At 67.3% G+C, this 12,705-nt stretch carries 13 protein-coding genes; 11 read left to right on the top strand and 2 right to left on the bottom strand.

Features of this window, described 5'->3' with window-relative positions; all coding sequences use genetic code 11:
* The first annotated feature begins 95 nt into the window (after window positions 1-95).
* From ACIRQP_RS37450 to ACIRQP_RS37425, 6 genes are all read left to right on the top strand, one after another.
* Complete coding sequence (locus ACIRQP_RS37450; protein ID WP_403898875.1) at window positions 96-944, top strand: hypothetical protein; 849 nt, start codon at window positions 96-98, stop codon at window positions 942-944.
* A 47-nt stretch (window positions 945-991) separates the two neighbouring features.
* Window positions 992-1,771: a PIG-L deacetylase family protein gene (locus ACIRQP_RS37445; protein WP_403898872.1), complete on the top strand. Its 780-nt coding sequence runs from the start codon at window positions 992-994 to the stop codon at window positions 1,769-1,771.
* A 347-nt stretch (window positions 1,772-2,118) separates the two neighbouring features.
* Window positions 2,119-2,643 carry a 2'-5' RNA ligase family protein gene (locus ACIRQP_RS37440; RefSeq protein WP_403898869.1) on the top strand — a complete coding sequence of 175 codons (525 nt, stop codon included), beginning with the start codon at window positions 2,119-2,121 and terminating at the stop codon, window positions 2,641-2,643.
* 113 nt (window positions 2,644-2,756) lie between these two features.
* Window positions 2,757-3,860: a tyrosine-type recombinase/integrase gene (locus ACIRQP_RS37435; protein WP_403898866.1), complete on the top strand. Its 1,104-nt coding sequence runs from the start codon at window positions 2,757-2,759 to the stop codon at window positions 3,858-3,860.
* 22 nt (window positions 3,861-3,882) lie between these two features.
* Window positions 3,883-4,239 (top strand): helix-turn-helix domain-containing protein, encoded by a 357-nt coding sequence (locus tag ACIRQP_RS37430; RefSeq protein ID WP_403898967.1) that lies wholly within the window; start codon window positions 3,883-3,885, stop codon window positions 4,237-4,239.
* Window positions 4,240-4,457: 218 nt separating this feature from the next.
* The gene (locus ACIRQP_RS37425) at window positions 4,458-6,680 is read left to right on the top strand and encodes a site-specific integrase (RefSeq protein ID WP_403898863.1); all 2,223 of its coding nucleotides are present in this window, start codon (window positions 4,458-4,460) and stop codon (window positions 6,678-6,680) included.
* Here ACIRQP_RS37425 and ACIRQP_RS37420 read toward each other — a convergent pair.
* Window positions 6,677-7,282 carry a 2'-5' RNA ligase family protein gene (locus tag ACIRQP_RS37420; RefSeq protein ID WP_403898860.1) on the bottom strand — a complete coding sequence of 202 codons (606 nt, stop codon included), beginning with the start codon at window positions 7,280-7,282 and terminating at the stop codon, window positions 6,677-6,679. The genes ACIRQP_RS37425 and ACIRQP_RS37420 overlap by 4 nt on opposite strands.
* A gap of 722 nt (window positions 7,283-8,004) precedes the next feature.
* On the opposite strand from ACIRQP_RS37420, the gene ACIRQP_RS37415 reads away from it, so the two are divergent.
* The 3 genes from ACIRQP_RS37415 (at window position 8,005) to ACIRQP_RS37405 (ending at window position 9,924) form a co-directional block, all read left to right on the top strand.
* Entirely contained in the window at window positions 8,005-8,682 is a 678-nt protein-coding gene (locus ACIRQP_RS37415) for a restriction endonuclease (RefSeq protein ID WP_403898857.1), read from the top strand.
* A gap of 38 nt (window positions 8,683-8,720) precedes the next feature.
* Window positions 8,721-9,464 carry a restriction endonuclease gene (locus ACIRQP_RS37410; RefSeq protein ID WP_403898854.1) on the top strand — a complete coding sequence of 248 codons (744 nt, stop codon included), beginning with the start codon at window positions 8,721-8,723 and terminating at the stop codon, window positions 9,462-9,464.
* Between the two features lie 238 nt (window positions 9,465-9,702).
* Entirely contained in the window at window positions 9,703-9,924 is a 222-nt protein-coding gene (locus tag ACIRQP_RS37405; RefSeq protein ID WP_403898851.1) for a hypothetical protein, read from the top strand.
* A gap of 172 nt (window positions 9,925-10,096) precedes the next feature.
* Here the strand turns inward: ACIRQP_RS37405 and ACIRQP_RS37400 are convergent, their stop codons facing one another.
* Window positions 10,097-11,488, bottom strand: coding sequence for an IS1380 family transposase (locus ACIRQP_RS37400; RefSeq protein ID WP_403898848.1), 1,392 nt, complete (start codon window positions 11,486-11,488; stop codon window positions 10,097-10,099).
* A 171-nt stretch (window positions 11,489-11,659) separates the two neighbouring features.
* Here ACIRQP_RS37400 and ACIRQP_RS37395 point away from each other — a divergent pair, with 171 nt between their 5' ends.
* Window positions 11,660-12,043: a DUF6262 family protein gene (locus ACIRQP_RS37395; RefSeq protein WP_403898964.1), complete on the top strand. Its 384-nt coding sequence runs from the start codon at window positions 11,660-11,662 to the stop codon at window positions 12,041-12,043.
* 326 nt (window positions 12,044-12,369) lie between these two features.
* A partial coding sequence (locus tag ACIRQP_RS37390; RefSeq protein ID WP_403898845.1) for a transposase occupies window positions 12,370-12,705 on the top strand: 336 nt, incomplete at its 3' end.

Below are 12,705 nucleotides of genomic sequence, written 5' to 3'. Positions count from 1 at the left end.
AAGGTCAGCGCGCAGTCGTAGCCCCTTTACCCGTCGCCGCACCAATGCGTGCTGACGACTCCACCCACAACACGAAGACGATGAAAGGCAATCCTGTGCAGATATCGACTGGTCAACTCTCCGGCGGTGGCCGCCCATCCGAGGACCGCATCCTCATCAACACGGACTCCACCCTGGTGGTCGTCCTCGACGGCGTCTCCACCCTCACCGATGACACACCCCGTGGCGGCTGGTACGCCCAGACCCTCGGCGAGGAGATCATCGCCGCGCACGGGCGCAACCAGCACCTCGATCTGCGCACCACGCTCAACGAGGCCATTTATGCGGTGGCCCACGAGCACAAGCTGGTCTGCCGTTCCTCGCCGGCGGCCACCGTGGCGATCGTGCGTCACCGCCCGGACGACCACATGGTCGATGGGCTCGTACTGTGCGACACGCCCGTTGTCGTCGAGCAGCGCGATGGCTTCGAGGTGCTGCGCGACGAGCGCCTTGAGACCCTCGTCCGCCTCTCCCCCGACCGCGAGGTCATGTTCGAACAGTTGCAGGCCGGGCGCGGATTCCAGTCTCCGGAGCACCGCCAGGTGGTTAAGCGACTGCGGGATCACCAGATGCAGCACATCAACCGGACCGGTGACCCGCTGGCGTACTGGGTGGCCGAGGCCGCCACGGAAGCCGCCTGGCAGGCCGTGGTGCGCTCCTGGCCGGTCTCGGACATCAAGCGCATGTGGGTCATGACGGACGGCGCCCAGGCCGGTGTCGAACCCTACGGGCTCTGGTCCTGGGACGCGTTCGCCGACGCCTGCACCGGCCTCGGGCCGCAGCAGGTGGTCGAGACCATCGACGCCTACGAGCGCAACGACGACGCGGACGGGATCAAGCACCCCCGCTACAAGGTGGCCGACGACAAGGCGCTGGCCTGCATCGACTTCGGCACGCAGCGATGAGTGAGCGGCACACTGCCAGGCAGAGCGCCGCACGGGCGGTCTTCCACATGACCGACCCCGGGGCAACCGTACTGGCCGTGCACGCTCACCCCGACGACGAGACATGGGCCACCGGGGCCGCGCTCTCGACGCTCAGCGCGCTCGGCTGCACTGTGCATCTGCGCGTGGCCTCCGGCGGCGAGGCAAGCGAGCCCGGTCAAACAGAGGTCGCCGCACGCACCCGCCGCGCGGGCCGCCTCGCCGGCGCGACCGCAGCCCTCGGTGTACATCAGTGGGACTGGCTGGACGAGGGGCGTTGGATCGACACCGCTGGCCGCCCGTCGCCACGGTCCCTGACCAGCGCACGGGTCGAAGACCTATCCGGTGCCATCGTTCAGCACATAGCCGACATTAACCCCGACATCGTGCTCACCGTTGGTGCCGACGGACTAACCGGACACCCCGACCACATCCTCATCCACCAGGCGGTGCGGCACGCAACGGCCCACCTTTCTGTACCGGTAACGGTGTTCGGAGCGCACCTGCTGCGCAGTGACATCGCACGCGGCCGTGAACTACTGCGGGCCGAACTGGGAGACACCACCATCGGGTCAGGACGGTGCACCGGATCCACAGCCCACAAGAAGCTGCGCACGCTGACCGCCACCGCTCAGGCAGCCTCGGCACGCCGCACTGCAGTGGACCACTACAGCGAGGGACTCGGCACGGAGCGACTGGCCGACCTCCTGCCCACCTACCCCGGGCGTGGTGATTCCCTGCTCCTGCGCGGTGTGCACGACGCCATCGGATGGGGCACCGAGCGATATTGCGCATACGGCACCACTTGAGATGAAGCGCCGGAGAGGCGATCGAGGGCGGGCCGGCTCCCCGCCCACCTCAGACCGACGAGCAGCACTGATCGACCATCGACTGCTCGAAGTCCCTGGCCTCCTGCGGCGCCCGCGGGCGCCGCAGGAGGCCAGGCGAGCGCAACGCCGCAAGAGCCATCGACACCCTACAGATCAGGAGATCCGACCGTGCATCGAGATTCTCATCAGACCGTCAGGATTCCCGACGCAACATCATCATTTCCCCTCGAAGGGCTGCACCTGCACCGACCTGCGTTCTCGCTCGACCTGCGGCTTCGTAACGACGTAGAACTCGCGGGACTTCAGGCAATCAGTGAGGAGCGGTGATGCGGCGCTTCATGGGCCCGAATCGGCTGTGGGGCAGCGAGGACGGGCCGGAGGAGGACTGGGTCAAGCCGCACGTGCTGTGGCTGCCGCAGGACGAGCCGCGGGTCCTCGACTACTTCGGCCGGCTGCGCGAGATCGTCGCCCGGTTCCCGGACGTGATCACGCCGATCGCGGACGAGGACTTGCACATGACGATCCAGTCCGTCCGGCAGCTCAACACCTCCGGTGTTCGCGTGGACGACGAGCAGCTCGCGGCTGCCGCCGCCGCGGTGCAGAGACAGCTCGATGACGTGGACCCCTTCCAGATCCAGATCGGCCCGGCCCGTGCGTCCGGCTCCGCGGGCATCGTGGAGATCTGGCCCGAGGACGGACTGGCGGACCTTAACCGTCGTGTCCGCGAAGGCCTGCTCGCGGCCGGAATGGTCCTCCCGCCGGCCGAGGAGCACTTCTGGTGCCACATGTCGTGCGGGTACGGGAAGCCTCGGGAATTGCATCAGATGGGCGCGTTCGCGCTGACCGCCTGACCAGCTAGCCCCTCGATCTTACTCGTAGCGCACCACGCTACAACCGCCTCACCTGCACACATTGCCACGCGATCCCTTCTGATGCATGATTTGCGCGTCAGGAGGGATCGTTCATGATGCGACAGCCGAGGGTGGAGCTGGCCGGATCGGCCAATCTGGAACTTGTCTCGGGCGCGCTTCGGTTCCGGCCCGAGGACACCGTGTGGGAGGCGATGCTCAGTGGGTGGCGGGCGCAGCAGCAGGCCCGCAACCTCAAGAAGGGCACGTACGAGCCGCGCGAGAAGATGGTTCGCGTCTTCCACACCTTCACGAACGAGTACCCGTGGCTCTGGACTCCTTCCCACATGGATGAGTGGTCGGCTTCGCTGACCACGGAGAAGGGCCTCGCACCTTCGACAGTGCGCGGCTATCAGGGCACGGTGCGACTGTTCTCCGAATACCTCATCGACCCCCGGTACCACTGGACGCTGGCCTGCGAGGAGCAGTTCGGGACGTACCCCGTGGCGATCGCCCACGAGTGGAACACGATCCCGCATCTCCAGGGTTACGAGGGCGATCCCGAAGCTCGTCCGTTCAGCCGTGACGAACTCCAGCGGTTCCTCGACTACGCGGACGACCAGGTGGAGCGGGCGATCCGCAGTCGGCGCAAGGGTGCGCTCGCTGCCTACCGAGACGCCACCCTGTTCAAAGTCATCTATGGGTGGGGACTACGGCGGACCGAGACGTCGAAGCTGGATCTGGTCGATTTCGGCAGGAACCCGAAGGCGCCACGGTTCGGTCGGTTTGGGACGCTCAACGTCCGTTACGGCAAGGCGAAGAAGGGCCAGCCACCGCGCCGGCGGAACGTCCTGTCGGTGATGGACTGGGCGGCCGAGGCGGTCCAGGACTACGTCGAGAACGTCTGGCCGCAGTTCGGTTTCCCGGACCATCGGGCGCTGTGGGTCACCGAACGCGGAGGCCGACTGCGTCCCGGCTCGATCAACGACCGGTTCGAGGAGTACCGCGACGCCCTGAAGCTGCCGAAGGAACTCACACCCCACTCGCTACGGCATTCTTATGTCACACATTTGACCGAAGACGGAGTAGATAGGCGTTTTATCCAGCAGCAGGTTGGCCACGAGTGCGACAGCTCCCTGGCCATCTACACGCACGTCAGCGATGACTTCATGAACACTTCTCTGCAGAATGCCCTGGCTCCGGCCTTCGCCGGGGTGTGACGACGAGGAGATGGACACCGCGATGACCGCCGCCAAGCTCGACTACCAGTGGCACTTGCGCAAGGTGATGGCCGAGCGCGGGATGTTCTCGACCACCGACCTCACAGGACCGCTGGAGGAACGCGGCATCACGCTCTCGTCGAGCCAGGTCTACCGCCTCGTCGTCGAGCGGCCCGAGCGGCTCAGCCTCAAGATCCTCATGGCGTTGCTGGACATCCTGGACTGCCGGATGGACGACCTGATCGAGCCCGTTCGTGCGGCTGGCGCCGGGGCCCGCCCGAAGAAGGCGGCGTCCGGCGGTAGTTCGGCGGAGCCTCCGGCACCGGGGCTGGGCGGCCTGCGGCCCAAGCGGGCCAGGATCACCGGCGGTGATACGTGACAGCAGCCGCCGCCCACGAGCAGGGCGCGGAACCGGAACGCGAGCCGCTCGACGAGCTCGTGGATGTCCTGTGCCGGGTGGAGACGTCCCTCGATCGCGGGGTCGTCCGCGCGGTGACCGCCGACGTTGTCCGGCAACGCGCTCGGCAGCGTCGGCTTGTCGTCGAACTGGACACGGCCCCCGATGTGCTGAGTACCGGGAAGCCGCCTGCGGCCATCATGGTCGGCAAGCTGCTGTTTGCCCTGAAACGCGCGGGCGCCGAACAACTCGCTGCACCTGTCTGCCGGTTGTGCGGGCGCGAGCCGCGTGTCCTCACATTCGCGGGACGCGAGTGGGGATGTTCGGTTTGCGTGGCGACCCCGAGCCCGCGTGTGGCGTGTACGCAGTGTGGTCAGGACCGGGAGGTCCATGGCCGGGATCGCCACGGTCACCCTTACTGCCAGCGGTGCTTCGTCGAAGACGATCTGACAGCAGCACTCGCGCAAGTAGTGATCGGGATTGACTCGGCGGTGACCCCCGAGGCGGTCACCGAAGCCCTGAAGCGTGCGGATCAGCGCCCAGTCGGGCGCCGCCAGATCACAGCCGCTGTCATCGAACACCCGGAGTTGCTCACCGGCGAGGGCGCTTCGGCACCGGTCCAGGGAGTGTTGCGGTTCATCGAGGAACTACACGCAGCCGGCGCTCGGGCGGTGGTGATTCCGCCATGCCCCGCATGTGGACGGCACAAGCCCTTGAGACAGCCTCTCGGCGCGGTGCGCGTGTGCGGCTACTGCGCCGCGAAGGCACAGAGTTGCCTCTGCTCGCGCTGCGGCAAGACGAAGCCGATCAACCACCGCAATGAGGACGGGACTGCCCTGTGCGAGCCCTGCTGGTCCGGTGACCCCCGCAACCGGCAGATCTGCGTCGGGTGCGGCAACCGACGCCGCGTGTACGGACGCACCGATGCCGGACCGGTCTGCCTGCAGTGCCGGCCCCGGCCGGAACGTACGTGCTCGATCTGCGGACGGACGGGCCGGGGAACCATCTCCCGCGCTACGAGCAAACCCCTGTGCGACCTGTGCAAAGGCCGCTGGATCGTCTGCTCGGGATGCGGCGACAGCGGCATTGTCCGCGGCGGCACCCTGAAGGAGCCGCTGTGCGCCCGCTGCGTCAACCCCGACCCGGACTTCTGGAAACGCTGCCACGTCTGCAACACGACCTGGCAACTCACCACCGCCCCCTGTACCCGGTGCAGCCTCGACGCCCGCCTGCGCAAGGTCTTCGCAAACGACAACGGCACCATCGCCCCCGAGTTGGATCTGCTCCGCGAACGGCTCGTCCAGGTCGACCACCCCAACTACGCGATCACCTGGCTCAGGAAGGCAAACGTCCAGGCGACCATCACCGCGCTGGTGCGCGAGCAGCCCGACATCACCCACACCGCACTCGACGCCATGCCCCCGAACAAGACCCTCGACCACTTCCGCTCCATGCTCGTCTCCGTCGGAGCCCTGGCGTTCCGCGACGAAGGGCTGGTGCGTCTCGAACGCGAAGTGAACGAGACCATCGCCGGATACGCGGCCGGTGAGCACCCGCGTGCCCTGCGCGGGTTCATCGACTGGCACCTACTCCGCCGGCTGCGCGGCCGGCTCAAGGACCAGCCCGCCAGCATCCAGCAGATCCTGAACGTCCGGACCCACCTGGTGGCGGCCAACGCCTTCCTGCGCTGGCTGGAGAGCCAGGGCAAAACCCTGAGCAGCTGTACACAGGCGGAAGTGGACCGCTACCTGAGCAGCGCACCCTCGTACCCGAAGCACTGCTCCGCCTTCGTCCGATGGGCCGTACTCCGACGTTATGCCCGTGCTGGCACCAAGGCCCCCGCGACGCGCTGGACGGGGCCTGCCGGTCCACACGACCAGGACGAACGATGGTCCGTCGCCCGGAAACTGCTGCACGACGAGACCATCCCCGCCGCCGACCGCGTGGCCGGCCTGCTCGTGCTGCTGTACGCGCAGACAGCCAGCACCATCAACCGCCTGACCACCGACCGTGTCACGCAGAAGGATGGCCACGTCCTGCTCAGCCTCGGCGCTCGGCCCATCCAGCTGCCGGCGCCGCTGGACAGCCTCATGTTGAACCTTCTCGCATCGCGAGCCGCCAACACCCTGATCCGCCACGAAGGAGACTGGCTCTTCCCCGGACGCTCGGCGGGCCGGCCCATCCACGATTCACAGCTGCACCGACGGATGAACGCGATCGGCGTGAAGTCGCGGCAGGCCCGAGGCGCCGCCTTGTTCGCGCTCGCCCAGCAGCTGCCTGCAGGGCAGTTGGCCAAGATGCTCGGGGTACACGTCAGCGTGGCCGTCACCTGGCAGCGGGCGAGCGGCGGGGACTGGATGGCCTACGCCGCCAGCGTGGCCGCGCGCTCCGCCGCCCGCGCTCGCCCGCCGGAGGACAGCTAGCCGAACGGGACCTCTTCGACGACGTCCCAGGTGTAGTAACCCTTGTCGGGGTGCTGGTACTGGTTGACGAGGTGAACCCGGTCGATCGTGATGTCCACGCGCGGGGGCCGCAGAGCCCGCAAGGCCCCGTTGAGTTGCCGATCGGCGAAATCTTGGCGGGCATACGACAACGATGCGTGAGCCCAGAACCGAGCCTCCTTGGCCCTGAGCTCGATTCCGGGCACCTTCTCCATCGCCGCGCGGACGCGGCCGTTGAGCGCCGCCATCCCGTCTTCCGGGTAGACGGCGACCGTGACGGCGGTGATGCCCGGCCACACCGGGCCGAGCTGGATCTGGAACGGTTGCATCCCGGCGAGCTGGTCGCGCAGGGTGCCCCGCAGCTTGTCTGTCTGACCGTCGTCGAGCGCGTGATGGATGCCCTGGACCGTGGAGTGCAGCCACTCCTCAGGGATCACGCCGAGCTTGTCGCCGTACTCGCTGAGCAGCTCGTGGTGGGCGCGGGCGTACTCACGAAATTCCGGATACTCGCTCAGCAGCACGAGAACGTGAGGGAAGGGGCCTCCGCCCTGCCAGATCTTCTTGGGGACGAAGAAGTTCTCCAACGCCGTGCTCCTGTCGTCTCGCGCGGATTCCGCTCCGGACGGTAGCGGCCAAAGGCGTGGCGCGCGGGGCGTTCACGAAACATTCGAGATCGGAACAGCGGTACTTCCGGCGGCGTGCCGAAGCACCTTTCCCGGCAGGCCGAAAAGCGGTGGCCAGATCTGGTATCGGGCACTGATCGACACGCCATTTTCACGCCAAGTGCGATCCACCCTCCAGGAGCAATTCCAGAGCGCCGGCCCAGGTGAACTACCGGCAGCCGCAGGCAAATCGCTGGGATGCGAGGGCGCGCAAGTCAGGCGACGCGGCCGAAGGATACGGGAAACTGCCAGGTCAGAGGAGATCCGCTAACGCAACTCAGCGACCTACACGGAGGTTGGAACGGTGTTGGCCGGATCGTGATCGATGCGCCTTGGCCCTCGTGATGATCCATCAGTTTTTGTCAGTGCCCGCTGATACACCCATATCAGAAGGGCAGCATCTTCAAGTTGCCAGGTCGCAGGAGGGGGAAAGGCATGCCGCCGGAGGGATTTCACGAGGTCCGTCGCCACATCCGCAGGAATCCACGGCCACGTGGAAAGAAGCTGGGCGGCTGGACGATCGCGGGGATCGTCGCCTTCGTCTGGCTCTGGGGACAGGTCTTCGGGTTCGCCAGCAGCGACAGTGCAGCCGAGACGGACAAGCCTTCCCCCACGCCTTCGGTGTCTGCATCACCGAGCCGGTGATGAGCGGCATGCGGTTTCGTGCGCCGCGCGGCCGACGCGAACGGGTGGCGGCGGTCATCGTCGCCCTGGCTGTGGCCACCATGCTGGTGCAAGCCGCCACGGTGCTGTGGCGCGCGGCAGTGCGCGAGTGGCCGCTCACCGTCGCCGCGGCAGCGGCGGTCCTGCTGGCTGTCGCCTGGTGGCAGGTGAGTCGATTTCGTCTACGGCGGGCCCAGGCCGCACTCCTCGCGGTCCTGCGCCTCCCGCTCGTTCGGATCGACGCTCTCAGCGATGCGGAGTTCGAGTTCGCGCTGCGGGATCTCCTCATCCGTGACGGCTGGTCGGCACAGCAGGTCGGGCAGGCCGGCGACCAGGCGGCCGACGTCATCGGCCGGCATGCCCAGCGCGGGCGGATCGTGCTGCAGGCCAAGCACACCACCGTCGGCGGGAAGGTCGACTCGAAGGTGATGTATCAGGTCAAGGGGACCGCCGGGCCTGTCCACAAAGCCGATATCGCGGTCGTGGTCACCAACGGAGGCTTCACCCGGGACGCCAAAGCATGGGGCGAGCGGCACCAGATCCACTGGGTCGACCGCGAACGGCTGCGGCAGTGGGCCGAAGACGGAGTCCCGCTGCACACCCTGCTGCGACTGCCCGCCCGTCGGCCACGCAGGACTGCGGTACGACGGGCCGCGTAGCGCGAGCCACCGGCTGTCAGGACAGAGGAGGGGCAACGGTGTTCAACGAGGACGGGTCACTGGACTCGGTGCTGAAGGGCATCATCTGGCTGATCCTCGGCGTGGCCATCGCCAAGGTCGCCTGGAAGTGGCTGACGGTGGACGCATGGAACTGGGTGCGTGAGGATGTGGGCGGCTGGTTCAGTGAGGACGTGTGGGGGTGGCTCATGGGGCATCCCTGGTGGTTCGCGCTGATCATCCTGGGCATGCTGGTGCTGCTGTGCTTCGTGGTCTTCTCTGACCGGGGCGGCTACGTCGCCTACGGCGATGTAGCCGATGACAGCCCGGTCGAGAGCAGCGACAGCGAGACCGGCAGTGCGGCGCCGGAGGTCTTGACCTTCCGGATGAAGCAGCTCGCCGCGATGAGCGCGGACGGTTTCGAGCAGGCGTGCGCCGACCTGCTCGCGCGGGACGGGTTCCGGCGCGCCCGCCGGGTTGGCGGATCCGGAGACCTGGGGGCGGACGTCGTGGCCTGGGACGAAGACGGCGACAAGATCGTTTTGCAGTGCAAGCAGTACAGCGGCACCGTCGGGTCCGAGGCTGTGCAGCGATTCAACGGCACCGCGGTGCCCGAGCATCACGCGAAGGTGGCCGTCATCGTCGCCCTGAACGGGTTCACCCGGCCCGCGACGGACTTCGCCCGGCGTCACGGGATCGTCCTCGTGGGCCGTCCGGAGCTCAAACGCTGGGCACACGGCGAGCATCTGTTCGCTGCCGTGGAGGAGGAGCACTCGCCCGCGTAGGCACGGCGTGACGTGTGGACGTTGGTTCAGAGGCTGAGGGCCTCGGCGTAGACGACGTGCAGGCGTTGGCGGAGTTCGGGGTCGGCGATCAGGGCGAGGGCCTGGGGGTGGTTCCCCTTCCCGGCTCAGGGCTGCTGGGTAAACTCATGGCCGCGGTCCGGCCGGAGTTCCGCGTCGATGTGTTCATCCCTGCTCCGGGAGAGCTGATCTTCGGTCTGGGAGCCTGCCGGGTTCCCGAATGTCCACGGCAGCCCCGTACCCGTTCGTCACCACCCCCGAATTCCTGCCACAACACCGAGAACAGCGCCAGCAGTTGCTACAGATCGTCTCCGCCGCCGAGGCCCGCGGCCAAGCACGGGTGGTCGAGATGAACCAGCAGGTCCTGGGCAACCTGGAGCAGATCATCACCACCTTGGAATCCGATCCCGATCAGCCGGAGGCAACTGCAGATGCGAGCTGACCTCGATTCTTCGGTGGGGTTTGGTCGTTGAGCGGCCCGGCAGTTCGCCCGTAATGTCCCTCGCCGTGTGAGAGTGGGCCGTCGCGTGTCGCTGCGGGGTGCGCCGGGTTCCACGGGCCCGGAGACTGCCTGCCTTCCTCCTCTCGGTGTGCGTTGGGGCGGAGGCTGGTCGTCAGGTGGCGGCGGTCAGGTTGTTGATCCGCTTCCAGCTGGTCGTGAACGCCGTCGCCCAGGGCCAGGTCCGTTCGATGCGCAGGTGACGGCGGCGTGCGTGGTGGGCGAGCCGGGCGGGCAGGTGGTAAAGGCGGAAGCGCATCGTGTCCGGCTCGGCGTCGGCGAGGTCCGCCTGGTCGTGGAGGGTCAGCAGCCGCAGCCAGGCGTCGAGATCGGCGGCGAGGTTCGCGGTGAGCATCCAGCTCGCGTTCGTTTCCCAGGACTTGGACGGCAGGTTCGCCAGTCCCATCGCCCTGTTGGTGCGCACGCAGTCTTCGACCTCGGCGTGATCGCGGTGCAGGACGTCGAGGAACTGCACTTGGTGGGTGCCGGCGATGTGGCCCATGTGCCGGATGTTCGTTGCGGTGATCGAGTAGCGCCAGCCGGTCTTCTGCTCGAACGCGGTCAGCTTCCCCAGGTGCCGGCGGGAGGGCTTGACGCGGCGGACGATCAGCCGCATGCCCTTGGGCCAGCCCTCACGAGTGTTCAACCCGGTCAGCTCGGCGACGAAGTAGCCCTCTTGGACCTCGCCGTCCTGTCGCAGGGAGGTTTCCCAGGCGGCTTCGGGGAGGCGGGCGATGGCGCGTTCGTCCTCGGGCGTGATCGTCCAGCCGACGGTGTAGCGGACCGTGCGCCGCGTGGTGTTCAGCGCCTGAAGACGCTTGAGCAGGCCGTGCGTGGCACCTGCGCCGTCGACCCGCACCAGGATCTTGGCCTGAGAGGAGCGGGGTATCTGTGCGAGTGCGGCATCCAGCACCCGCAGGTGATCGGCGACGGTGTTCGCGCCGGCGTTGCCCTCCCTCAGCTCCATCGCCAGGCACTCGTCGGTGTTGGCCAGCCACGCGGCCAGCGGGTGGAAGCCGAAGGTGCCCTTGAACGTGCCGGCGGCGCCCTGTTTCCTGGAGGCCGCGGTGATGATCGTGGCGTCCATGTCGAGCACGATCCAGCCCTTCAGATGCCGCCCCGCGACGGTCAGATACGGGAAGCCGCCGGGCCGCAGGTGCAGCAGCGTCCAGACGTGGCGACGCACCCTCTGTCGTACCTTCGCGATCTGTGCGCGCCTCGTCTCGTCCGTCGTGGACAGCAGCCGGTGCAGCGTGGAGTCCGACACCGCCGGTCCGAACAGGGAGCCGTGGTGGAGCTGGAACTGCTCGGCCTCCAGCACATTCGTGGCGCCGAGCGCGATCGCGACGACGAGGCCGACGAGCGCGGTGGCCCGGTCCCGCCACGACGAGGCCGTGCCCGATGGCAGCACTCCCGCCAGTGCGTCGCTCAGGCCGACGCGGTCGGCGAGCTTGCGCAGCAGCACCGCCCCCGCATGCCCGACCAGCCCTTTCCCATCGGCCGTCACAGACAGACCGCGGTCCCACCCTGTACGCTCGCTCACCAGAAAGGTGCCCTGACTCCTGCGCCGGATTCGATCTAGACACTCGCATCCTTGCAGGTCGGCGGTACCTTTCTGCTGTCAGGGCGTCAGATCGACCAATTCCGCTGAAGAGCCGGGGCTGACAACAGCCAGCACATCGTCGACGCCGCCCGCCGCCGAAGCGAGTACACCCGCTCCAAGGCCGTTCAGGCACTCCGCGCTCTCGATGCCGCGGGCGAACCAGTCACGTTCGAGACCGTCGCGAAACGAGCGCAAGTTTCCCGCTCCTGGCTCTATGCTCAGCCGGACCTGCGAACGGAGATCGAGCACCTGCGGGCAATGCTCGGTCGAGATCCCAGGTCTAGGATCCCCGCACGCCAACGCGCCTCCGATGCTTCCTTGCTACGGCGGCTTGAGGCCGCCAACGACCGCATCCGGCGCCTCACCAAGGAGAACCACCAACTTCGCGAGCAACTCGCCCGCGCACTCGGCGAGCGACGCGCTGCGACAACGGGGCCAGTTCTTTCAGGTCCTTTATAGTTGTGAGGCATGCTTGTCGAAGTCCCATGCGAGCATCCAAGGAATTCATGGATGTTTTGCAAATCAGGGTTGCTACCCCTGATGTAATTCCTTTACACGAAATGGAGTTCCTACCTCTGCAAGGGCAGCGTCCCTTACGCCAGCCTGCGGAGACGGGCGTTACCTCGGTTCACCCGAACCGAGGTAACCCGCGACCGGCCCACTCCGAGGAAGATCGCAGCCGTCTGGCAGTGGGGGATGGACCCCGGACTAGGGCGTGTATTGGGTCGTGATCAATCTGTGGGTTTCGCTCTCGTGGAGCGGGAGGATCGGGTAGGCCGGTGTGTATGACACGGCGGCAACTGACGGATCAGGAGTGGGAGTACGTCGAGCCGTACCTGCCGATCGGCGAGTACGGCCCGTATCCCGCGCGGCTGCGGCAGCAGTTCGAGGGTGTGATTTGGAAGTTCCGCTCGGGAGCGCAGTGGCGTGAGATGCCTGTCGAGTTCGGCGCGTGGTCCACCGTGCACAACCGCTTCCGGCAGTGGCGGGACGCCGGAGTCTTCGAGGCCCTGCTGGAAGAGCTGATCGCGAAGGCAGCCGCGCGGGGCGAGGTGGACCTCTCCCTGGTCAGCGTGGACTCCACCACGGCCCGGGCCCACCACGACGCGGCCGGCATGCGT

It is taken from the genome of Streptomyces sp. NPDC102274, from assembly GCF_044766385.1.
GTDB lineage: Bacteria > Actinomycetota > Actinomycetes > Streptomycetales > Streptomycetaceae > Streptomyces.
This window is presented reverse-complemented; position numbering and strand designations above follow the sequence as displayed.